The 21758-nt window shown below is 66.9% G+C and carries 26 protein-coding genes; 11 read left to right on the top strand and 15 right to left on the bottom strand.

Annotated elements, in window-relative coordinates; all coding sequences use genetic code 11:
• Positions 1–10: 10 nt before the first annotated feature.
• Positions 11–697, top strand: a complete 687-nt coding sequence (locus AC4LGL_RS32680) for a GntR family transcriptional regulator (RefSeq protein WP_491842380.1) — start codon at positions 11–13, stop codon at positions 695–697.
• Between the two features lie 195 nt (positions 698–892).
• On the opposite strand, the gene AC4LGL_RS32675 is transcribed toward AC4LGL_RS32680, so the two are convergent.
• The 6 genes from AC4LGL_RS32675 to AC4LGL_RS32650 all read right to left on the bottom strand — a co-directional run bounded on the left by AC4LGL_RS32675 (position 893) and on the right by AC4LGL_RS32650 (position 6733).
• Positions 893–1633, bottom strand: coding sequence for an ABC transporter ATP-binding protein (locus AC4LGL_RS32675; protein WP_491842379.1), 741 nt, complete (start codon positions 1631–1633; stop codon positions 893–895).
• Positions 1609–2490: an ABC transporter permease gene (locus AC4LGL_RS32670; protein ID WP_491842378.1), complete on the bottom strand. Its 882-nt coding sequence runs from the start codon at positions 2488–2490 to the stop codon at positions 1609–1611. The genes AC4LGL_RS32675 and AC4LGL_RS32670 overlap by 25 nt, the downstream gene beginning before the upstream one ends.
• Complete coding sequence (locus tag AC4LGL_RS32665; protein WP_491842377.1) at positions 2487–3545, bottom strand: ABC transporter substrate-binding protein; 1059 nt, start codon at positions 3543–3545, stop codon at positions 2487–2489. The genes AC4LGL_RS32670 and AC4LGL_RS32665 overlap by 4 nt, the downstream gene beginning before the upstream one ends.
• A 13-nt stretch (positions 3546–3558) precedes the next feature.
• On the bottom strand, positions 3559–4914 hold the full coding sequence (locus AC4LGL_RS32660; RefSeq protein WP_491842376.1) for an LLM class flavin-dependent oxidoreductase: 1356 nt from the start codon (positions 4912–4914) through the stop codon (positions 3559–3561).
• Positions 4915–5089: 175 nt separating this feature from the next.
• Positions 5090–5461, bottom strand: a complete 372-nt coding sequence (locus AC4LGL_RS32655) for a hypothetical protein (RefSeq protein WP_135359138.1) — start codon at positions 5459–5461, stop codon at positions 5090–5092.
• A gap of 390 nt (positions 5462–5851) precedes the next feature.
• Positions 5852–6733, bottom strand: a complete 882-nt coding sequence (locus tag AC4LGL_RS32650; RefSeq protein ID WP_491842375.1) for an LLM class flavin-dependent oxidoreductase — start codon at positions 6731–6733, stop codon at positions 5852–5854.
• A gap of 50 nt (positions 6734–6783) precedes the next feature.
• Here AC4LGL_RS32650 and AC4LGL_RS32645 point away from each other — a divergent pair, with 50 nt between their 5' ends.
• The 4 genes from AC4LGL_RS32645 (at position 6784) to AC4LGL_RS32630 (ending at position 10140) form a co-directional block, all read left to right on the top strand.
• Positions 6784–7197, top strand: a complete 414-nt coding sequence (locus AC4LGL_RS32645; protein WP_491842374.1) for a VOC family protein — start codon at positions 6784–6786, stop codon at positions 7195–7197.
• Positions 7198–7280: 83 nt separating this feature from the next.
• Positions 7281–8591, top strand: coding sequence for a sensor histidine kinase (locus AC4LGL_RS32640; protein ID WP_491842373.1), 1311 nt, complete (start codon positions 7281–7283; stop codon positions 8589–8591).
• Positions 8579–9223, top strand: a complete 645-nt coding sequence (locus tag AC4LGL_RS32635; RefSeq protein WP_491842372.1) for a response regulator transcription factor — start codon at positions 8579–8581, stop codon at positions 9221–9223. The genes AC4LGL_RS32640 and AC4LGL_RS32635 overlap by 13 nt, the downstream gene beginning before the upstream one ends.
• A 32-nt stretch (positions 9224–9255) precedes the next feature.
• Positions 9256–10140 carry a DUF4097 family beta strand repeat-containing protein gene (locus AC4LGL_RS32630; protein WP_491842371.1) on the top strand — a complete coding sequence of 295 codons (885 nt, stop codon included), beginning with the start codon at positions 9256–9258 and terminating at the stop codon, positions 10138–10140.
• Here AC4LGL_RS32630 and AC4LGL_RS32625 read toward each other — a convergent pair.
• Together AC4LGL_RS32625 and AC4LGL_RS32620 are read right to left on the bottom strand one after the other, a co-directional pair.
• Positions 10137–11162, bottom strand: a complete 1026-nt coding sequence (locus AC4LGL_RS32625; RefSeq protein ID WP_491842370.1) for a nitronate monooxygenase — start codon at positions 11160–11162, stop codon at positions 10137–10139. The genes AC4LGL_RS32630 and AC4LGL_RS32625 overlap by 4 nt on opposite strands.
• Positions 11162–11686 (bottom strand): GNAT family N-acetyltransferase, encoded by a 525-nt coding sequence (locus tag AC4LGL_RS32620; protein WP_491842369.1) that lies wholly within the window; start codon positions 11684–11686, stop codon positions 11162–11164. Before AC4LGL_RS32620 ends, AC4LGL_RS32625 begins: the two co-directional genes overlap by 1 nt.
• Here AC4LGL_RS32620 and AC4LGL_RS32615 point away from each other — a divergent pair.
• The 3 genes from AC4LGL_RS32615 (at position 11685) to AC4LGL_RS32605 (ending at position 12833) form a co-directional block, all read left to right on the top strand.
• Complete coding sequence (locus AC4LGL_RS32615; protein WP_491842368.1) at positions 11685–11879, top strand: hypothetical protein; 195 nt, start codon at positions 11685–11687, stop codon at positions 11877–11879. The genes AC4LGL_RS32620 and AC4LGL_RS32615 overlap by 2 nt on opposite strands.
• Positions 11879–12388, top strand: coding sequence for a hypothetical protein (locus AC4LGL_RS32610; RefSeq protein WP_491842367.1), 510 nt, complete (start codon positions 11879–11881; stop codon positions 12386–12388). The genes AC4LGL_RS32615 and AC4LGL_RS32610 overlap by 1 nt, the downstream gene beginning before the upstream one ends.
• A gap of 61 nt (positions 12389–12449) precedes the next feature.
• The gene (locus AC4LGL_RS32605; protein WP_491842366.1) at positions 12450–12833 is read left to right on the top strand and encodes a VOC family protein; all 384 of its coding nucleotides are present in this window, start codon (positions 12450–12452) and stop codon (positions 12831–12833) included.
• Between the two features lie 6 nt (positions 12834–12839).
• Here AC4LGL_RS32605 and AC4LGL_RS32600 read toward each other — a convergent pair whose 3' ends face one another.
• Positions 12840–13310 carry an Rrf2 family transcriptional regulator gene (locus AC4LGL_RS32600; protein ID WP_064880158.1) on the bottom strand — a complete coding sequence of 157 codons (471 nt, stop codon included), beginning with the start codon at positions 13308–13310 and terminating at the stop codon, positions 12840–12842.
• 234 nt (positions 13311–13544) lie between these two features.
• Here AC4LGL_RS32600 and AC4LGL_RS32595 point away from each other — a divergent pair, with 234 nt between their 5' ends.
• Complete coding sequence (locus AC4LGL_RS32595; protein WP_491842365.1) at positions 13545–14555, top strand: hypothetical protein; 1011 nt, start codon at positions 13545–13547, stop codon at positions 14553–14555.
• Between the two features lie 38 nt (positions 14556–14593).
• Here the strand turns inward: AC4LGL_RS32595 and AC4LGL_RS32590 are convergent, their stop codons facing one another.
• Positions 14594–15190 carry a cysteine hydrolase family protein gene (locus AC4LGL_RS32590; protein WP_491842364.1) on the bottom strand — a complete coding sequence of 199 codons (597 nt, stop codon included), beginning with the start codon at positions 15188–15190 and terminating at the stop codon, positions 14594–14596.
• A 43-nt stretch (positions 15191–15233) separates the two neighbouring features.
• Between AC4LGL_RS32590 and AC4LGL_RS32585 the strand changes: the two genes are divergently transcribed.
• Positions 15234–15722, top strand: a complete 489-nt coding sequence (locus AC4LGL_RS32585; RefSeq protein ID WP_491842363.1) for a hypothetical protein — start codon at positions 15234–15236, stop codon at positions 15720–15722.
• On the opposite strand, the gene AC4LGL_RS32580 is transcribed toward AC4LGL_RS32585, so the two are convergent.
• The 4 genes from AC4LGL_RS32580 to AC4LGL_RS32565 all read right to left on the bottom strand — a co-directional run bounded on the left by AC4LGL_RS32580 (position 15709) and on the right by AC4LGL_RS32565 (position 20660).
• On the bottom strand, positions 15709–16452 hold the full coding sequence (locus AC4LGL_RS32580) for a 3'(2'),5'-bisphosphate nucleotidase CysQ (protein ID WP_491842362.1): 744 nt from the start codon (positions 16450–16452) through the stop codon (positions 15709–15711). The two genes, AC4LGL_RS32585 and AC4LGL_RS32580, sit on opposite strands and share 14 nt — an antisense overlap.
• Positions 16449–18293: a sulfate adenylyltransferase subunit CysN gene (gene cysC / locus AC4LGL_RS32575; protein ID WP_491842361.1), complete on the bottom strand. Its 1845-nt coding sequence runs from the start codon at positions 18291–18293 to the stop codon at positions 16449–16451. The genes AC4LGL_RS32580 and cysC overlap by 4 nt, the downstream gene beginning before the upstream one ends.
• Positions 18293–19231: a sulfate adenylyltransferase subunit CysD gene (gene cysD / locus AC4LGL_RS32570; protein ID WP_491842360.1), complete on the bottom strand. Its 939-nt coding sequence runs from the start codon at positions 19229–19231 to the stop codon at positions 18293–18295. Before cysD ends, cysC begins: the two co-directional genes overlap by 1 nt.
• A 94-nt stretch (positions 19232–19325) precedes the next feature.
• Entirely contained in the window at positions 19326–20660 is a 1335-nt protein-coding gene (locus AC4LGL_RS32565) for an MFS transporter (protein WP_491842485.1), read from the bottom strand.
• Positions 20661–20743: 83 nt separating this feature from the next.
• On the opposite strand from AC4LGL_RS32565, the gene AC4LGL_RS32560 reads away from it, so the two are divergent.
• The gene (locus AC4LGL_RS32560) at positions 20744–21157 is read left to right on the top strand and encodes a PaaI family thioesterase (protein WP_448404903.1); all 414 of its coding nucleotides are present in this window, start codon (positions 20744–20746) and stop codon (positions 21155–21157) included.
• Between the two features lies 1 nt (position 21158).
• Here AC4LGL_RS32560 and AC4LGL_RS32555 read toward each other — a convergent pair whose 3' ends face one another.
• Positions 21159–21650 (bottom strand): beta-class carbonic anhydrase, encoded by a 492-nt coding sequence (locus tag AC4LGL_RS32555; protein ID WP_491842359.1) that lies wholly within the window; start codon positions 21648–21650, stop codon positions 21159–21161.
• Positions 21651–21758 lie beyond the last annotated feature (108 nt).

The raw sequence follows: 21758 nt of genomic DNA, 5'->3' as shown, positions 1-21758 counted from the left end.
GCCCGCTGGCATGACCGCGAATTCGAAGAGACGCGCGCCGATGCGGCTGTCCGACGTCGCCTCGGCCCACGTTCGCGAGCTCATCGTCTCGGGGCAGCTGCACTCCGGAGAATTCATCCGCCCGGAAACTGTCGCCGACGAACTCGGGATCAGCGCCACCCCGGCGCGGGAAGGCCTGCTGCAACTGCAGACCGAAGGCTTTCTGTCCGTCGAGCCTCGGCGCGGCTTCATGGTGACCGCGCTGTCGAGCGACGACATCCGCGACATCTACGACGCGCAGGCACTGCTGGGCGGTGAACTCACCGCCCGTACCGCCGCGACGATCACCCCGGCACTGGTCGACGAACTCGAGCGCATCCAAGATGCTCTCGAAAGAGCCGCTGCCACCAGCGATTTCGACGAGGAAGAACGCCTCAACCATCAGTTCCACGCGCTCATCTACCAGCTGAGCGGATCACGCAAGATGCGCTGGCTGATCAAGACGACGTTGTCCTACGCGCCACGCAAGTTCTTCGCCGCCGTGGAAGGGTGGCCCGAAGCCTCGGCCCAGGATCACCGCGCCGTCATCGAGCACCTGCGGGCCAACGACCCCGAGAAGGCCCGGGCTGCCATGGCCGGCCACATCCGCAATGCCGGAGCGCTGCTCGCCGAGCATCTCGCTCAGGGCGAATCCTCCGCGGGCAAAGACCAGTCCTAGACAGCGAAGCGATCTTGAAGTTGGTTGTTCGCCTCTGCAAACAACCCTTCAGCAAACTGCGCGGGAGGTATACAGTGGCTCCATCGCGTCGGCTTTCGACCAGAGGCGCGGGAGCGGTGGTGGTGATCAGGGGGAGGAACCCTCCAACACCGCCCACGTATCAGTGGTGGTCCGTTTACAGCGGGTCACCACTGATCAATTTTGGGGCTCCCCCACGCCGAGCGCGGCGAGCAGCGCCTCACGATGCGCGACGAACTCGGGATTGCGGTAGGTACGGGCGTCCGGAGTCTGAAAATCCAGGTGTCGATCGACGACAAACGAACCACCATCGAGAACGAGGACCCGGTCGGCGAGGGTCACCGCCTCGTCGACGTCGTGGGTCACCAGCAGCACCCCGGGTTCGTACTTCACGCACAACTCCTTGAGCAGATGGTGCATCCGAACCCGCGTGAGCGCATCGAGCGCCCCGAAGGGTTCGTCGGCCAGCAGCAGCGCCGGATTGCGCACCAGTGACCGGGCCAGTGCCACACGCTGTTGTTCACCGCCCGACAACTCGTACGGCCAGGCCCGCTCGCGCCCGGCCAGGCCGACGTCGGCGAGCACCGCGCTCGCCCGTTGTCTGACCTCACGGCCGGACAACCCGAGGGCTACGTTGTCGAGCACCCGCGACCACGGCAGCAGCCGGGAATCCTGGAACACCACCGACACATCGCGGGCGACGAACAGGTCCCCCGTACCGGCGACCCCGTGGTCCAACCCGGCCAGGGCGCGCAGCAGCGTGCTCTTACCGGAGCCGCTGCGTCCCAACAGGGCCACGAATTCACCTTTGCGAATCGTCAGGTCCACCGAGTCGAGAATCGTTGAGCCACTGAATGATCGACTCAGTTGCCGCACGACGGCGACTTCCTCGGTCAGGTTCCCAGCGCGCGCCGCCACGACAACGCTCTCCTCTCGACGGCGCGAACCGCGTAGTCCCCGGTGAGCCCGAACACCGCGTAGACCAACAGGCCGACCACCACGATGTCCAGCTGTCCATAGAGGCGGGCCTGGGTCATCAGATACCCGATACCGCTGGTGGCATTGACCTGTTCGACGACCACCAGCGCGGTCCACGAGATGGTGACCGCAAGCCGCAGCCCGGTGAAGAAGCCGGGCAGCGCACCGGGTATGGCCACCTTGCGGATGAACTGGCCGCGGGAAAGCCCAACGGTTTCAGCAAGTTCCACGTGGCGCAGGTCCACACCCTTGAGCTGTGCGGTGGTATTGATGTAGACGGGAATCAGCACGCTGGTGGCGATGATGATGATCTTCATGGTGTCGCCGATGCCGAACCAGATGATCGCCAGCGGGATGATCGCCAGGGTCGGCACCGCGCGTTTGACCTGAACCGGCCCATCGACGATCGCCTCCCCGATGCGGCTCAACCCGGAGATCAGTGACAGCGCCAGGCCGAGCGTCACCCCGATGGCCAGCGAGATCGACGCCAGTTTCAGGGAAGCCAGGATGTTTGTGGGCAACCGGCCGTCCGACCACATCTCACCGGCAGTGCGCAGGATGTCCAGCGGCGGTGGCAGGGTGCGCGGATCGAGAATGCCCAGCTGCGAGGTGACGATCCAGATGACAGCCAGCAGAAGCGGTCCGATGGCCAACGACGCCGGGATGGCGCGTCCGGGCCCGAGCCTGCGGCGACGCTGCGTGCCCGACCGATGGTCGAGATTCGGATACTCCCGACGCCCAGCGGCCCCCGCTTCCGCGGTAGCCGTGGAAGCGGGGGCCGTCTGGACGGTGGTCACTGCTTGCCCGTCGACGTCGCGTTGAGGTCGGCGAACCGGGAATCGAATTCGTCCTTGGCGTGCAACTCTTTCCCGGAGAACGCGCCGGCCTGCTGAAGCAGGTCGATGGTCTCCTGCTGGGTGTTGATCAGCTCATCTGTGAACCCAGGTACGGAGGATTTCCCGTCGGCCGCAGCGATGGCCTTGGCATCCTCCGGGCTGACCTTCTGATCCTTGATCAGGTACTCGTCGATCCAGGTCTGCTTGTTGTCATTGAGCCACTGCTCGGCGCGGTACCAGGCGATCACGAATTCCCGGATGGCCGCCGCGCGAGCGGGGTCGGACAGTGCTTCCCGGCTGGCGTAGACGTAATACAAGCCGGGGTAGGCGCCCGGGGCATTGGGGATTTCGATGCTCCCCTCCCCCTGCGTGGAAGTGAGGTAGCGAACCCGGTCCGGTTGCTTGAGCACCGCGGCGTTGACCTGTTCGGCCCGCAACCCGTCGGCGAACTCGGCCAGACCCAGATTGATCGGCTGTACGTCCTTGATGCTCAGGCCGACGGACTTCAGGTTGCGCAGCACGACCGCCTGCTGCGCCGTGCCCTCATTGATCGCAATCTTCTTGCCGGCCAGGTCTTTCAGCGATTTGATGCCCGAACCCGGTGACGTTGCCAGCACCAGCCCGTTTCCGTCGTATTTCACCGCCCCGACGATGGGCACTCCGGCGTCTGAGTACTGCGCGAGGATCGGCGGGACATCGCCGACCCGGCCCAGTTGCGCATTGCCCGACCGGATCGCCTCCAGACGTAGCGGACCGCTGCTGAAGTTGGCGTAGGTCACGTCGGCGCTGAGCCGGTCCTGCTCACCGGAGAGTTTGAACAGGGTCTTGAGCCGGTTCGCGTCATCAGCCACCACCAGGCTGGTCCCCTTCGGGACCGCCACCGGAATCGGTGCGTCGGCCGAAAGTCCGCCGTTGCCTTGCGCCCCGGATCCGGACGACTGGCAGCCGGCTACCAGGCCCGCGACGAGGCCGGCGGCCACGATCACCCGGGTCAAGCGGGTCAACGGATTACGCATATCAGGTTCCCTGTCAGCTCGCGGCCGACACGGAAGTGTCCGCGCCGGTGGTGAATCGGTTGGCCGGCCGGTCCAGGCCGAGGTGGTCGCGGAGGGTGGTCCCCGTGTATTCCTCCCGGAAGATGCCGCGGCGCTGCAACTCTGGGACGACGTGGTCGACGAAGTCGGTCAACGATGACGGCAGCGCCGGCGGGATGAGGTTGAAACCGTCAGCGGCGCCGCTGGTGAACCACTCCTCGATGGTGTCGGCGACCTGTTCTGCGGTGCCGGCGAACAACCGGTGCCCCCGTCCGCTGCTCAGCCGCAGCAACAACTCCCGGACGGTGAGGTTGTCGGTCTCGACCAACCGCTTCACCAGGGTGAGTCGACTCTTGATGAACGTGTCGCCCGGGTCTTCGGCCGGGAAGGTCAGTTTCCGGCCGAGATCGTCCTTGGTAACCGCGAATCCGACGATGGCGCTCAGTTGTTCGAGACCGTAATCGGGCACGGTGAGTTCTTCGAGTTCGCGCTGACGCCGTTGCGCCTCGGCTTCGGTGCTGCCGACGATCGTCGACAGCCCAGGAAGAATGTGCACCTGGTCCGGGTTGCGACCGAACCGGCGGATGCGGGCCTTGACGTCACGGTAGAAGTCACGGGCCTCGTCCAGTGTGGGTTGGGCGGTGAAGATGGCCTCGGCGTACCGGGCTGCGAGATCCTTACCGGGTTCCGAAGATCCGGCCTGGAACAGCACCGGATGGCCCTGCGGGGACCGCGGTACCTCCAGCGGTCCGGCCACGTCGAAGTACGCGCCGGAGTGGTTGATCGCGTGGATCTTCGCCGGATCCACGAAGCGGGGCGCGTCCTTGTCGCCGACGATGGCGTCGTCTTCCCAGCTGTCCCACAACCTCAACGCGACCTGGAGGAATTCGTCGGCGCGCTGGTACCGCGCCTCCGGGTCCGGGTGATTCGGCACCCCGAAGTTGGCCGCGGCCGAGGCGTTGGCCGTCGTCACGACGTTCCAGCCGGCCCGGCCCCGGCTCACGTGATCGAGTGTGGCGAACCGCCGCGCCAACCCGTACGGGTCGTTGTAGGTGGTGGATGCCGTCGCGATCAGCCCGACGTTGGTGGTCGCCCCGGCCAGCGCTGCGACCAGAGTGATCGGGTCCAGCGCGTCGAACGGGCGAAACTCGGTCTGGTCCTTGAGCACCGGATGGTCGGCGAAGAACACCGCGTCGAGCTTGCCGCGCTCGGCGATGCGGGCCAGTTCGATGTAGTGGGCGATGTCGGTGATGCCCGACAGATCGGTTTCGGGGAGGCGCCACGCCGCTTCGTGCTGGCCGATGTTGCGCAGGAATGCGTTGAGGTGCAACTGCCGTGCAGGCGCAGCCATTGCGACGAGCTCCTTTGGTCGGTGAACCGGGCTGCGTCTATTTCAGGGGGCGGGCTGTGCTGCGAGAACAGTTAAGATCAGCGAAATTTCAGCTAACCCGCAGATACGAAACGAGCGTGCGGCTTGTCTGCCACACGCTCGTTCGTGAGTGAGGTTGGTGCCCTCCGGTCGGGGTTCAGCCCAGGCCGGTCCACTTCTTCAGCACCTTGCCCGGGAAGCTTCCCCACTTTTCGGCGGTCTTGCCTGGGAACGTCGCCCACTTCTCGGCGGTCTTACCCGGGAACGAGGTCCACTTCTCGGCCGTCTCGCCGGGGAACTTCGTCCACTTGTCGACGATGGGGCTCTCGGGCAGGTCGACCCCGCCGGTGAGCGCGCTCTTGGCGGCGTCGGTAACGGCATCGGTGACCGACGAATTCACCCGGTCGCACGGTGAGCATCCGACGGTGCTGTTGCCCTTGGAATCGGCCGATGCCGGAGCGGACAGCGTCACGGCGGCCCCGATGGCCCCCGCCGCGAGGGTCGTGGCGATCAAGCTCTTCTGGATCATGAGTTCCCCAACTGTTGTATCCCCGCCGTCTGACGACGACGTCGATCGACACGCTAGTACCAGAACGCCGCGAGTGCCGATCACTGACGAACCCTTGACATCGTTTGCTGTCGCCGAACGCGCGCCGGGGTTGCCCGCGGCCACGCACGCCGGTGTCCCGTACTCAGCGCACCCCGGACCAACACCCGGTAACGGTCAGATGAACAACTCCGCACACGCCTGAATCAAAGCTCTGCGAACAGGCATTGAGCGGAGACGCCCGATCGCCGGCACCGCGCCTTTCCGCGCGAATCAACGTCGGGAACCTCCACGCCGAGCAGAGATCCAGACTACGAGGCGCTTATTCCATGATCTTGATCACGTTTTGCTGGAATCGTCCAGGAAGGTCGCTCAGGCGAAGACCTTCGCTACCTCGGCCACGCGGCGAAGCTGGTCGATATCGGAGCTGGTGGGGATCAGGTGCACCTCGTCGGTGCCGATGTCCTGGAACCTGCCGAGCACCTCGATCAGTTCGTCTTCGGTGCCTGCCCAGCCCGTCGCGGGGGCCATCGCGTCGACGTATTCGGCCGGGATCCAGTTCATGTACCGGCGCAGGTGCCGGTGTACCTGCGCGCGGGCCTCCTCCGGCTTACCGAGCGCGAACCAGAACGAGGTGGCCAGGTGTGGTTTGGACTTGCCCGCCTCGGCCCAGGCGGTGCGGGCGATGTCGAACAACTCGGCCTGGCGGGCCACATCCAGATCCAGAGTCGTGCCGGCGACGCCGTCGGCCCAGGCCGCGGCATCCCGGATGGTCTTGGGTCCGATGGTGCCGATGTGCAGGGACGGCCCACCGCTCTGAACCGGCGGCGGCCCGACCGGAAGCACCGATTCGGTGACCTTCTCGCCGGCCCACACGCGCTTCATCACCGCGACCCGCTCGGCCATTCCCCGCCGGGTCTGGGACGCCGGGTCGGCGCCGACCGCGTGATAGTCCTCGTGGCGGCCGCCGACACCGATGCCCACGGTCAACCGGCCGCCGCTGAGCAGATCTCCGGTGGCCAGGCCTTTGGCCAGCATCACCGGATCGTGGAGCTGCGGCACCACCACGGTGGTCACCAGCCGCACCCGGTCGGTCCACGCCGCCAGCGCCCCCAGCAGGGTCAGGCTGTCGGGATTGTCGAACGCGATGCGTTCACCCCAGCACAGCGACGAGAACGGGCCTCCGTCGATGACGTGCGCCCAGGACCGCAGCGTCGTCGCATCCAACTGAGGCTCCATGACCGGCATCGTCATCCCCACGCGCACCCACGGATTCTGTCACGTCGGGGTGGCAGCATGAACCCATGGCCATCACCACGTCCTCGGTCGCGCATGTACGGCTCACGGTCACCGACATCGAACGGTCCCGGCAGTTCTACGAGAGCGTTTTCGGCTGGCCGGTCCTCATCGAGCTGCCACAGGACGCCGACGTCGCCACCCGCGCCAGGCTGAGTTTCCTGTCCGGTGGGGTCATCTACGACGCCGGGGCAACGTTGATCGGACTGCGTCCGGTCGGCCGGGATGCCTTCGACGAGAACCGAACCGGGCTGGACCACTTGGCCTTCCGGCTCAGGAGCCTCGCCGAACTGAACGACGCCGCGCTGCACCTCGACGATCTGGGTCTCGCACACGAACCCGTCAAGGACATCGGCCCTTCCTACATCCTGGAGTTCCGCGACCCGGACAACATCGCGTTGGAACTCACCGCGCCGAAGTAGATCCCCGGGCCGGGGGTTATCCCCCAGCTTGATCTGGGGAAAACGCTGTGTCGCCACGCCGCACAACTTCGTAAGTTGGAGGCATGGTCGCAACCAGCGAAACCGTCCTGCCCACGCCGGCCCAGCCGGCGTCTGAGCCCGTTTCGACATCCCGCAACATTGGCGTCGTACCGACCGCATCGATGATCACCGGCGCCGCCGTCGCGCTCGTGTGGTTCTGGATTCCGTTGTCCATCATGGTCATCGGGGTCTCCTCGATCCCGTCGGTGATCGGATTCCTGCTCGCCGGCGTGGTGTTCATCTACCTGATGCGCGGCGTGGAGTGGTTCGAGCGGAGCCGAAGTGAAGCCGTGTTCGGTTTCGGTCTCGGCGTCCCGCCCCGCCGACTGTCGCCGCATACCGGCGTCCAGGGCTGGGCCCACCAACTATGGCTGGACATCAGCAGTACCCGGTTCTGGAAAGGCGTCTGCCACCACTACCTGCGGATGACGTACGACATGCTGGCCACCGGCCTGGCATTCGTGTTGCTCACGTTCGCTTTCCTGGGCCCGGCCGCGGCCGTCGCCATCCGGCACAGCGACAACGATGCCGGTCTGGTGTTTCTGTCCCCGCCGGTCGCGTGGCTGCTGGCGATCGTCGCCGTCATCGCGGCGGTGGCCATCCTGATCCTCGCGCCCGCAGTGGACGCCGCGATCGATCGATGGCTGCTGTCGCCGTCACCCACCGCGGCCCTGGAATATCAGGTGAGCGCGCTGGCCGATGCCCGGCAGGGCGCGGTGTCCTCGGCGCAGACCGAACGGCACCGCATCGAGCGGGACCTCCACGACAGCGTGCAGCCCCGCCTGGTGTCCCTGGCGATGACGATCGGTCTGGCGCAGACCAAGCTGGATTCGGATCCGCCCGCCGCGAAGGCACTGATCGCCGAGGCCCACGACGACGCCAAGAGCGCGCTGGTGGAACTGCGCAACGTGGTGCGTGGCATCGCGCCGACGATCCTGTCCGATCGCGGCCTCGACGCGGCACTGTCCTCGGTGGTGCAGCGTGCCGAAACCTCCGGGGTCCCAACCACATTGCACATCGAGTTGCCCCGCAGGCTGCCCGATGAGGTCGAGTCGGTCGCCTACTTCGTGGTCGCCGAGGCGTTGACCAACATCGCCAAGCACGCCAACGCCTCGCAGGCAGTGGTCACCGTGCGCCTCGACGAGGCCGCCGATGTGCTGCACGTATCGGTGTTCGACGACGGAAAGGGCGGTGCCGTCGTGGACGCGGGCGAGAATGCCACCGGCCTGCGCGGACTCGACGAACGGGTACGCGCCGCCGGCGGAACCTTCGCGGTGTCGAGTCCCGCCACCGGCCCGACGATCGTCACGGCGGTGCTGCCATGCGCATCGTGATCGCCGAGGACTCGGCGCTGCTGCGGGCCGGTATCGAGCGGATCCTGGCCGACGCCGGACACGAGGTGGTCGCCGGGGTGCCCGACGCCACCAACCTGCTGCGGCTGGTCAACGAGTACCGCCCCGATCTGGCGATCCTCGACGTCCGGATGCCGCCGACGTTCACCGACGAGGGCATCCGGGCCGCGGCACTGCTGCGCAGCCAGAACCCCGAGTCGCCGGTGCTGGTGCTCTCCCACTACGTCGAGGAGCGGTACGCGGCCGATCTGATCGCCTCGGACACCAGAGGATTCGGATACCTGCTCAAGGATCGAGTGGCCGACGTGCCGGCCTTCCTCGACGCCGTCGCCGTCGTGGGCGGTGGAGGCACAGTGCTCGATCCCGAAGTGGTGTCACAGATCCTGGTCCGCTCGGCCCGCCACAGTGCCCTGGACCAGCTGACCCCACGCGAACGCGACGTCCTGCAGTTGATGGCGGAAGGCAGGACGAACTCGGCCATCGCCACGGCACTGCATATCTCGGTCGGCTCGGCCGAGAAACACATCGCCTCGATCTTCACGAAATTCGGCCTCGCTCCCGACGAGAGCGAGAACCGCCGCGTGCTGGCGGTGCTGCGCTATCTCGAGACCTAGACCGAACATCCACACCGGGAAGGACTTTCAACGTGACCACCATCGCCCCTCCGCCGCCGGTCAACCCACCGCCCCAGCTGAACCCCGGCGGGCGCACCACCTTCCGTCTCGTGCTGATCGCCGCAGCCACGCTGCTCGTGGCCGGTTCGGTGGCATCACTGGGCGTCGCGGCCTGGGCCGTGAGCAACGTTCGGGTCGTCACCGATCACGAGGCCCTGCCGGCCACGATGCGATCACTGGTGATCGACACCGCACACATCCCCGTCGCGATCCGGATCACCGCAGACCGCGAAACGCGGGACCCCACTGCGGATCTGCGTCTGGTGAACACCACCCACAGCGGCGCACACCAACTACAGGTCACCACCGACGGCGACGAGACCCGCATCGCGATCGTGGGGAATCCGTCCCGTGTCCTGGAATGGGCCCGAGGCGGGGAGATCACCGTCGCCGTACCGCCCGAGCAGTCCCGGCGGCTGACGGTGCGCACCGAGCAGGAGATCGGCACGGTGATCGCGCAGGCGGACCTGGACCAGTTGATCGCACGCACCACCGACGGGCCGATCATCCTGCGGGGTGCAGCCCGCCGCATCGAGGCCCACACCGTCAACGGTGAGATCTTCTCGCGCTCCCCCATCGCGGTCACCGAACAGTTCAACGCCACCACGTCCGACGGTGACATCGCCGTCGATTTCCGTGACGCCGCGCCGCGACGGGTGGATGCGGTGAGCCGCAACGGCGACGTGACCATCGGATTGCCCGGGCGTGGGCCGTATCTGGTGCATGCCCAGTCCGGGTCCTCGACACAGGTGCGGGTGCCCGAGACGACCGTTCCCGACAGCGCCGCCGCGGAAGTTACCGTGCGCTCCGATGACGGCGACGTCGTCGTCGAGGATGTCGGACTCGGACAGCGCTAGCGGTCCGGGGTCAACCCCTCCATGATCTCGGCCACCGAACCGGTCCGGGCCCGGCGCCACCCGGTGCCGGCCCAGACATTGGTTGCCTGCGGATCGCCGGCGGCCACCGAGGCCTTGCGCACCGGGCTGGTCAGATAATGGATCTCGGGGTAGCCCAGCGGGGCCTGCCCATCGTGTTCGACGATGAAGCGGTTCCGGAGCCCACGGGCATACCGACCCGAAAAGGACCGGGTGACAACTGTTTCAGTGAATTCTGGACTCTGCAGGGCGGCGCGGTGCACCGGGCTGCTGCCGGCTTCGTCGGCCAACAGGAACGCCGTGCCGAGTTGAGCGGCGACGGCCCCGGCGGCCAGGACACCCGCAATGTCGTCGGCGCTGATCAACCCACCGGCGGCCACGACGGTGACGTCCACCGCCGCCAGCACGTCGGCCAGCAGGTGGTCCAGCGACTGCGACGCAGGTGAGGCACCGGGATCGAACGTGCCGCGGTGTCCACCGGCCCCCGGCCCCTGGACCGCGAGGGTGTCGACCCCGCGACCCACCGCAAGCCAGGCTTCGTCCAGCGTCGTCACCGTGCCGACCGTGGTGATGCCCGCGCTGCGCAACCGGGCAATCTCCGACTCGCTCGGCAGGCCGAAGGTGAACGACACCGCCTCAGGTCGCAGATCGAGCACCACATCGAGCTTGGCGGCCCACGCGTCGTCGTCGTACCGAGGCTCACCGAGGGACACACCGTAGCGGGCCGCATCACCGGCCAACTCGGCCGCGTAAGCCTGGATCCCGTCAGGTGTGCCCACACTGGGTTGGGGCGCAAAAAGATTCACGCCAAGTGGCTCACTGGTCAGGGTGCGGGCCGCGGTGATCCGGTCGGCCAGCGCGTCGGCGGTCAGATAACCGGCCGCCAGGAACCCGAGACCGCCGGCCGTACTGCCCGCCGCAGCCAACTCCGGAGTGGAGGGTCCACCTGCCATCGGCGCCACGATCACCGGACGTCGCAACCCACGAATATCGAAAGTGCCCATCACCGCACCGCCTTTCCGAACAACAGCACATCCTGAGGTTCGTCGCTGAGATTGGGAAACATCGCGTAGCGAGCCAGTCTTCCCTCCAGAGTCAGCCCGCTGCGTCGCAACACCCCGACCGAACCGGCATTGTCGACGTGGCAGTGCGCCGTGACCCGGTACACCGCGGGATCCGGTTCCACGTCGGCCAGCACCAACGCAACCGCTTCCGACATCAGGCCCTGCCCCCACCACTTCCGGCCCAGGCAGTAACCCAGCTCGACCGAGTACGGCTGGGGTCGTCGCCGGGCGCACAGCCCCACTGCCTCACCACCGGCCTCGATCAACCAGGTCTCCTCGTCGTCGGCGTTGAACACGGTGGTGATGACGCGCCGCGTTTCGGTCACCCCCGAATGCGGGCGCCACGTCAGATATCGCGTCACCTCGGGATCGGAGCCGATGTGGGTGAACAGGGCCTCGGCGTCGTCGGCGACCGGTGGACGCAACCGCACCCGAGGCCCGGCCAGGATCTGGGGGTTGGACATGTCCCCATCGTGCACCGTTGCCGGCAATTGGCGCACCGGGAACAATGCCACCGTGGCCCTGCGTAATCCATGGGAATCCAACCCGACCGGAGGAGGACCGCTGATCACCACCCCGATGAGCGTCTTTATGGGATCAGGGACACCGAGATGGGGCGGCCACCCGGTACACGGCGTCAACATGGGCAACGTGTGATGAGGGCACCGGTGATCGTGTGGGTCTTGATCGTGTTGGCCGCCATCGCCTTGACCGGCGGCGGCTATGCCTTCTACCAGTACCGAGCTGCGCAGAAGTCGGAGCTCGCCGGCATCCCGCCGTACCTGATGACCCAGCAGTCGTATCCGATCGATTCGGTGCCGCCGGCCGCACGTACATCGGCCGAGGACGCACTACGGGCATTCGTCGGCGGCATCGAGCCGGACTTCACCATTGTCGGGGAGCGCTTCTTCGCGGCGAGGGGACACATCATCGGAGATGCGCTGCGGCACAGCGTAAACGACCACCTGACCACGGTGTCGAGCTACCAGCTGGACAGTCAGGGCGACAGCTCGAACTTCTACATGGTGTGGCGCCACGGCAACCAACTGCAACGTCGGTTCTCCGACAACCGCATCGTGGCGGCCGTATTGGACGCGCCGATGGAGTCGGGCACCGCCGACGGGCAGATCTACCTCTACGGGTACTTCGAGTTGGCGCCGCGCTGACGTTGGCGGGCAGTTCGACGGTGTTGCCGGGGGTGCCGGTCCAGCGGTTTACTGGACTGATATGGCCATCACCTTCAACCACACCATCGTCGCCGCCACGGACCGGCAGGTTTCCGCCGAGTTCTTCACCGAGTTGTTCGGCCTCCCCGCACCGCAGGAGTTCGGTCCGTTTCTGGCGGTGACGCTCAATCACGGAGTCAGCCTCGATTACGCCCAGATGGGGCCTGACGAAGCGATCCGGCCGCAGCACTACGCATTCCTGGTGTCCGAGGACGAGTTCGACGCGATCTACGGCAAGATCCGCGACCGCGGCATGCAGCACTGGGCCGATCCGCATGGTCAGCACCCTGGCGAGATCAACCACAACGACGGCGGCCGCGGGGTGTACTTCCAGGACCCGTCCGGGCACTACCTGGAGATCATCACGCGCCCGTACGGAGGCTGACCGGCTTCAGCGGTGGCCGCGCTCGTGTTCCTGATCGCGGTAGGCGTTGGCCAGCGTGTCCACGTGACCCGGTAGCGCGCCGGCCGCCACGTCGGCCAGGCTGGTCTCCTCCAGGACCGAGCGCATGCTGGCCCGCAGCGCACGCCAGACATCGGTCAGCGCCGCCGTCGGACCGGAGTACGGCAGATCCCCCAGTCCGATGTCGCGCACGCTGGCCAGCGGTCCGTCGATGCAGCGCAGCACGTCGGCAATGCTGATCTCGCCGGCCGGCCGCGCCAGTTCATAGCCTCCGTCGCGGCCTCGATGGCTGCGGACCAGGCGGTCGGTGCGCAGCGCGGTCAGGATGTCGACGAGGAACTGCGCCGGGATGCCTTGCGCCTTGGCGAGGTCGTCGGTCTTGACCAGCTCGCCATCGCCCACCGTCGCGAGCTGGACCATGGCTCGGACGGCATACTCCGCCTTCGCCGACATCCGCATGACCTCAGATTGTGCCAGCTCACTCTTCGCCCGCGGCGCTGCGGCGAGCGGTGTCGCCGGTCCGACCTGCAATCGGCGCGCTCACCACGTCGATTGCGCACCATTGCAGTATGCAATGCTTTCCCTGATGTGGATTGTTCCTGGAGGGACGGCAATCGTGAAGTTCAGCAAATACGTAACGCCACCAGGCGGATTGAGCCGACCGGTGTGAGGCACCGGACCTCCTGGCGCCGCTTGACGATCACCCTCGGCCTGGCGCTTGTCACCGCAGTCCTGAGCGGCTGCCACTCCACCCCGCCCGACCGCAACGCAGACGTGGCCCGCCTTGCGCGATTGCTCGGCGAGATGCCCGGCGTGCAGACGGTCAGCCACACCGTGACGAATCGCCCGGCCCAGGGCGTGGTTCGGTTCGCCATTGACGTCGAGACCGCCGAAGACATCACCGAAGATCAACTCGCCGCAGTGGTGTCCCGCTACCTGCAGGACCTCACGATGGTCAACTACACCGGCTACCACACCGAGTTCGCCGCCCACCATGGCTGGAACGTCTTCGCGGTCGACGGCGGCAGGTTACCGATCGACAATGCGCAACAGATCATCTCCCAGGCCCGCGACTGGGCCGCGATGCGTCGTGAATTCTCCACGGCCACAGTACGTTTACGCGCCACGGTGACCCACCCCGATGGCCGGTCGACGATGCAGGAATGGGGACATTCCGATGTCGGGTCGATCCGGTTGGCCGATGCCACCGATTACACGGACGTGGCCGCGGTGGTCACCACCATGTCCGGAAGGTTTCCGGGGCTCGCCAACGTGACCTGGACCGTCAGCGCGGGTGACGATCACCCTGCCGAGATCAAAAGCGCCCGCCGCTTCCCGACCGCTGGCGAGCTTGACGTCTGGAGTCGGATGAATGCTGACCAGACGATCCCGCACATCGACAAGCTGACGATCAACGGCCGCGTGCAACCGTCGGTATGGCTGGCGGAGCAGACCCGCTCGCACGAGCCTGCCGACGCCGTCGCCCTTGCCCAACGGCATCTGCCACTCGCGGCGACGCTGACCGGCCCGACGCTCTACACCGCCAGCGATCAGATACAGGGGCACATCACGGGCAACGGGCAGGCCACCGGCGCCATCGCCATCACCATCGGCGGGTGCACGGCACGCGATCTCCTCGTCTACCGGCCACCGGCCGCCGAACAGGCGCTCATGGACAGGTACGAAACCTGCAAGCACCCGTGACGGCCGCTGTTTTCGCGAAGAGGAAGTTCGACTGTCGGCTAGTCCGGAACACCGGCCGCGTCGGGGACGACGACGGCGAACAGATCCGACATCGCGGCCAGGCTCGCCGACTGCATGACCGCGGCGGGCACGGGTGCGCTGTCGGGGCCGGCGAGGGTACGGGTGGCCGTGGCGGCGGCCACCACGGTCGGGGCGTATCCCAGGTTGAAGGCGCCGCGCGCGGTCGAGTTGACGCACATGTGCGTCATGAATCCGGCCAGCAGCAGGTTCGAGGCACCCAGACCCTTCAACCGGTCGTCCAGATCGGTCTGCACGAACGAGTTGGGGAATTGCTTGACCACCACGGGTTCTCCCTCGCGCGGGGCCACCGCTGCGACGATCGCGCCGCTCTCCCCTTCGATGTCATACAGCGAACCCGGACCGTCGGAGTGCTGGATGTGGATGATCGGAATGCCCGCGCTGCGGGCCCGGTCGAGGAGTTGTGCCGTCTGCTCGAGAGCGGCCTGCACCCCGTCGAGCTCCATGATTCCCTGGGTGTAAGTGTTCTGACAGTCGATCAGGACCAGGGTGGAATCAGCGAGGCGGGCCGGTGCGGCGGGAAGGCTGGCCAGTTCGCGCAGCGTGGGGCGGCTCATTTCGGTGAGCGTAGTGGTCGGCGACCGCGTTTAGGCTGCATTGGTGGCACTCCGGGATTGGTCGTCGGCCAAGGTCAGGCTGGTCATGTTGGCCGCGGCGTCACCGCTGATGCTGATCATGGTGGTGGTCGGCTACGCCGACGACTCGAGTGATGAGCTCAGCGCGGACTGCCAACGCGCCGATCAGATCGCGCACCAATGGGTAAAGGTCGTGCCGGGTGTCCTCAAGGGGATGGGAGTCGGCGAAGTCGACCCGAACCTGGCGCGAGATGCCGGCGAGGCGACCACCGCAGCCCGGGACGAAGCTGCTTCGATCGAAGATCAGGACCTGAAGCGAAAAGCGTTGAGGTTCGCCGATGCGCTGCACCGGATCAGCCAGGGCAATCCCAGAACGCCTCCGAACGGATGGCCCGACAAAAACTTCGTCGGCGGCTTCCAGGACGGAACCGAGGCACTCCACGAACTGAAGCTTGCCTGTCCGAATGTCGGTACCGACCAGGTCCCCGCCGGTGTGCCGACTACCCCGCCGTGACGGCCAGCACCCGCTCGGCCAGCTCTGGGCGGCACACGATCAGGTCGGGCAGCGTGGGGTCGGCCGAGTTGTAGACCAACCGCGAGCCGTCGATGCGTGAGGTATGCAGGCCGGCCGCGCGGGCCACCGCGACGGGCGCGGCCGAATCCCACTCGTACTGACCACCCGCGTGCACGTACACATCGGCGATCCCGCGGATGACCGCGGCGACTTTGGCTCCGGCCGAACCCATTTCGACCAGGGTTCCGTCGAGCGCCTCCCGCACCGCCAGCGCCACCGCGGGCGGGCGGGTACGCGACACCACGACCCGGGGCGGGCCGTCGAAGGGGCGGGGCGCGGCCACCTCGGGCGTGGACAGCGTGGTGTTCTGCGCGGGCAGGGCGACCGCTCCCGCGACGAGTTCGCCTGCACTCCACAGCGCCACGTGTACGGCCCAGTCGTCGCGGCCGAGTTCGGAGAACTCCCGGGTGCCGTCGAGCGGGTCGACGATCCAGACCCGGTCGGCGTTCAGCCGCGCCGGATCGGCCCGTTCCTCGGTCGTGGCCTCCTCGGACAGCACCGAGTCACCGGGGACCAGCTTGGCCAGCTCGGCCATCAGGAAATCGTGGGACTGCTTGTCCCCGGCGGCCTTTCGCTCGGCTGCCGTGGCATCGGCGAAGTCGGCACGGATATCGAGCAGCAGATCCCCGGCCCTGGTGGCCAGCCGGGCAGCCAGTTCGTGATCGTTCACGACGGCAATTCCAGCAGCTCGATCACCAGATCGGCCAGTTCAGCGGTGCTGTGGTCCGGCGTGAGCCGCAGATCCGGGTTCTTCGGCCGCTGATACGGGCTGTCGATACCGGTGAAGTGGGTGATCTCACCGGCGCGCGCCTTGGCGTACAGGCCCTTGGGGTCGCGGCGTTCGCAGTCCTCCAGCGGGGTGTCGCAGAACACCTCGTAGAACTCCAGACCCGCGTCCGTGGCGACCTTGCGGGCCAGGGCACGATGCTCCTCCAGCGGGCTGATCGCGGGGACCAGCACAACCTGGCCGGAGTCGGCCAGAATGGCGGCGATGTGGGCCAGCCGGCGCTGATTCTCGGCCCGGTCGGCCATGGAGAAGCCCAGATCGGCGTTCAGCCCGTGGCGCAGGTTGTCTCCGTCCAGAACGTATGCCGGAACACCCTTTTCGAGCAGCTTCTGCTCGACGAGCACCGCCACCGAGGACTTGCCCGAACCGGACAGGCCGGTGAACCACACGGTGCGGCCCTTCGACAGCCGGTCCTCGGCGGTGCACAGCGACTCGTGCCGCACGGTGTTCGGGCTCGCGGTGTCGTTGCGGGTCTCGCGCAACACCATGCCGGCGCCGACGGTGCCGTTGGTGTTGGGGTCGATCAGGATGAACGACCCGGTCGCGGCGTTGCGGCTGTACTCGTCGAGCAGCAGCGGCGCCTGGGTGCGCAGCGAGACACGGCCCAGCTCATTGAGTTTCAGCGCCGTCGCGGACTTGTCCCGGTGCAGGGTGTTGACGTCGAGCCGGTAGTCCAGCCCGGTCACCTTGGCCCTGGTGGTGCGGGTGGTGTGCTTCACCAGGTATTCGCGGCCGGGCTCCAGTGACGATCCGTCGGCCATCCAGCACACGGTGGCGTCGAAATCCTGGGCCACCCGGGGCTGGTTGTTGGGCCGGGCGATCATGTCGCCGCGGGAGATGTCGATGTCGTCGGACAGGCTGATCGACACGGCCATCGGCGGGAAGGCCTCCTCGACCACGCCGCTCGGGCCGTCGATCTGGGTGATGCGCGTGGGCTTTCCGGCCGGCAGCACGATCACGTCGTCGCCGGGACGCAGCACGCCGCTGGCGACGGTTCCGGCGTAGCTGCGGTGGTCGGCGTGCTCGTGGGTCTGCGGCCGGATCACGTACTGCACCGGGAATCGCACGTCGACGAGGTTGCGGTCACCGGCGATGTAGACGTCTTCGAGGTGGCTCAGCAGCGACGGGCCGTCGTACCAGGGCGTCACGTCGGATTTGGTCACCACGTTGTCGCCGTTGAGCGCCGACAGCGGGATGGTCGTCACGTCGTGCACGTCCAAGCGGGCGGCGAACGCGTGGAACTCGTCGCGGATCGCCTCGAAACGCTCCTGGTCCCAGTCGATCAGGTCCATCTTGTTCACGGCCAGCACGATGTGCTGGATGCCCAGCAGCGAGGCCAGGAAGGCGTGGCGGCGCGACTGCTCGAGAAGGCCGTGACGCGCGTCGACGAGCACGATCACCAGCTGCGCGGTGGAGGCTCCGGTCACCATGTTGCGGGTGTACTGGATGTGCCCCGGGGTGTCGGCGATGATGAATTTCCGCTTGGCCGTGGCGAAGTAGCGGTAGGCGACATCGATCGTGATGCCCTGTTCCCGCTCGGCGCGCAGGCCGTCGGTGACCAGTGCCAGGTCGGTGTAGTCGTGGCCGCGTTCCTTGGAGGTGCGCTCGACGGCGGCCAGCTGATCCTCCATGACCGCCTTGGAGTCGAACAGCAGCCGGCCGATCAGCGTGGACTTGCCGTCGTCGACGGAACCCGCCGTGGCGATTCTCAACAACGTGCTCATCAGAAATACCCCTCGCGCTTACGGTCTTCCATTCCGGCCTCGGAGATCCGGTCATCGGCGCGGGTGGCGCCGCGCTCGGTGAGCCGCGACACCGCGGTCTCGGCGATGACCTCGGAAACCGTTGCGGCGGTGGACTCCACACAGCCGGTGCAGGTGACGTCGCCGACAGTGCGGAACCGCACGGTCTTCTCGATCACCGGTTCCTCCTTGCGAGGCTGCAGGTACTTGTGCACCGCGAGAAGCATGCCGTCGCGCTCGAACACCTTGCGCTGGTGGGCGTAGTAGATGGACGGCAGCTTGATCTTCTCGGCGCCGATGTAGGACCAGATGTCGAACTCGGTCCAGTTGGAGATCGGGAAGGCCCGGATGTGCTCACCCTTGTGGTGCCGGCCGTTGTACAGGTTCCACAGCTCGGGACGCTGGGCCTTGGGGTCCCACTGGCCGAACTCGTCGCGGAAGGAGAACACTCGCTCCTTGGCGCGGGCCTTCTCCTCGTCGCGGCGGGCGCCACCGAAGGCGGCGTCGAACTTGTTCTCCCGGATACCGCGCAGCAGGGTGACGGTCTGGATCGGGTTGCGCGACGGGATGGTCTCGACCACGCGGCCGGCATCGATGTCGTCCTGCACCTTGGCGACGACCAGACGGGCACCGTAGTGCTCGACGAGCTCGTCGCGGGCCTGGTAGACCTCGTCGAAGTTGTGACCGGTGTCGACGTGCATGACCGGGAACGGCAGCCGGCCGGGCGCGAACGCCTTGACGGCCAGGTGCAGCATGACGATCGAGTCTTTACCCCCGGAGAACAGCAGCACGGGCTTCTCGAACTCCGCGGCGACCTCGCGGATGATGTGGATGGCCTCGGCCTCCAGTGACCGCAGGTGGCTCAGCTCGTAATGGCCGGCCCGGCCGGACTGCTGATCGGTTTTCTGTGCGGCGGTCATCACTTCCCCATTAAGTTGGTAGGAATGGCCAGAATTGCAAGCATGGCCAGGAATCTAGCCGCCCTGTCGCCGCGGTGTCAATGGCGGGCAACCGTCAGGCCCGATGCCCGCTGACGTGGGCACCGGCCTGTCGCGGCAGCCGCACCGTGGCGACCAGGGTCAGTGCCAGCAAAGAGCCCAGGACCAGGTAGGTCGCCGAATATGAGGTGAGCTGGCTGAGCAGCAGGGCTGCCACCGCGATGCCGAGGCCGGCCGCCAGCTCCTGCACCGAGGCGTTGAGCGTGTTGGCGTGCGTCAGGTGCTCTCCGTCGACGTCGGAGAACGCCAGGCTGTTGTAGGCCGTGAAGCCGATCGACCGCAGCGCCCCGCTGAGATAGAGGACGACGGCCATCACCGCGACCGGCACGCCCGGCTGCAACGCGGCCAGCAGGCCGAAGCACGCGACCGAGGCCACCCCGTTGACCAGCAGCACGGTCCGGATGCCGTACCTGCGCATCAACGGGGTGGTGGCCGGCTTGATGGTCAGGTTCCCGGCGAACAACGCGGCCACCATGACGCCGGCCGCAAGCGGCGTCCAGCCGAATTCCAGCTGGAATTGCAGCGGCAGCAGGAACGGCACCGCGGTGATCACCATTCGGTACAGCGACCCTGCCACCACCGTGATGCGCAGCGCGTGCACCCGCAGCACCCGCAGTTGCACCAGCGGGGCCGGCGTCGTGAGCAGCCGCCACATGGCCGCACCGAGTAGTAGGACTGCCGCGGCACCGCATCCGGTGACCAGTCCCCAATCGGTACCCGAGACCCGGATGTTCTCCAATGCGATGAGGGCCGCAGCAATCCCCGAGCCGAGCGCGAGCAGGCCCGGCCAGTCCAGCGATCGGACCCCGGAATGGGGCCCGCCGCGGACGAGTCCGAGCGCCAGGACAATTCCGATCACGCCGATCGGAATGTTGATCGCGAAGATCCAACGCCAGCTGCCCAGCGTCGCGATGGCCCCGCCGAGCACCGGAGCCAGCACCGGTGCGGTCAGTGCCGGCCAGGTCAACAGCGCGATGGCCCGCACGAGGTCGGACTTGTTGCTGTGCCGCAGCACCGCCAGGCGGCCGACGGGCACCATCATGGCGCCGCCGACCCCTTGCAGGATCCGCATCACCACCAACATCGGCAGCGAGGCACTCACCGCGCAGCCGACCGAGGCCAGTGTGAACACCGCGATCGCCCCGATGAACACCCGGCGGACGCCGAACTTGTCGGCCAGCCAGCCGCTGGCCGGGATCAGTACCGCGACCGTCAACAGGTACGCCGAGATCGCCACGTTCACGTCGATGGCCTCGACACCGAACGATGCGGCGATCAGCGGGATCGCCGGGGCGATGATCGTGGCATCCAGGATCTCCATGAACAGCGCACCGGCCACCAGCAGCGCCATCCCCCGTGGGAACGGCTGATTCACGGTGTGCTTACCCCGCAGGTAATTGAGACGCTGACCGCCGGCGACAGACACTGGCGGGCATGAGTATCCAGACCGGCCCGGAAGTCATGGCGCAGTTTCTCCCCCAGTCGCCGTTCGTGGCCAAACTCGGCATCGTCGCCGAGAACCTCGACGGCCCCGAGGTCCGACTTCGGTTGCCGTGGGATCCGTCGAACATCACGATCGCCGACATGGTGCACGGCGGTGCGATCGCCGCGCTGGCCGACGTCACGGTGATGGCGGCAGCCTGGGCGGGCGCCGAGGTTCCGGATTCGCTTCGCGGAGTGACGGTCTCGATGTCGATCAGTTATCTGGCGCCGGCCCGCGCCACCGACCTGATCAGCCTCGGGCGCGTGTTGCGTCAGGGTAGGTCCCTGGTGAACAGCGAGGTGGATATCGTCACTCCAGACGGCGAGGCGGTGGCCAAGGCCATCGCGACGTACAAGGTGGGTTGAGCTAGAGCGTCACCTCGTTGAGCTTGCCGGTGGCGACGTCGAAGATGAAGCCGCGCAACGATTCATGCTTCGTGACGAACGGGCTTGCCTCGATGCGACGCAACGACTGACGCACGTCCTCGGCCAGGTCGACGAAGGACTCGGCGGCCCAGTTCGGCTTGATTCCGGTTTCGTCCTGGATCTGCTGTTTGAACCCGTCGTCGGTGAATGTCAGCATGCCGCAGTCGGTGTGGTGGATCAGGATGATCTCCCTGGTGCCGAGCAGCCGCTGGCTGATGGCCAGTGAGCGGATCTCGTCGTCGGTGATGACACCGCCTGCATTGCGGATGACGTGCGCCTCACCGTCGCCCAGGCCGAGGATCCGGTAGACGTCCAGCCTGGCGTCCATGCACGCGACCACCGCAACGTGCTTGCTGGGCGGCAACGGCAACGGCCCGGAAAAGGTCGTGGCATAGACCTCGTTGTTGGCCAGGTACTGGTCGGTGACAGACATGAATCGACGCTAACCCCGCGCCGCGGGCAGGGCCAGAGGAAGAATCAGGCTGAGCCGATTGGGGTGCGCCCAGGCGGCGGCCGTCCTGCCGGGGGGATCTGGACGGCC

This window comes from Mycolicibacterium arcueilense, assembly GCF_058536225.1.
Note: the sequence above shows the minus strand (reverse complement) of the source record. Positions and strands in the feature narration are given on the sequence as shown.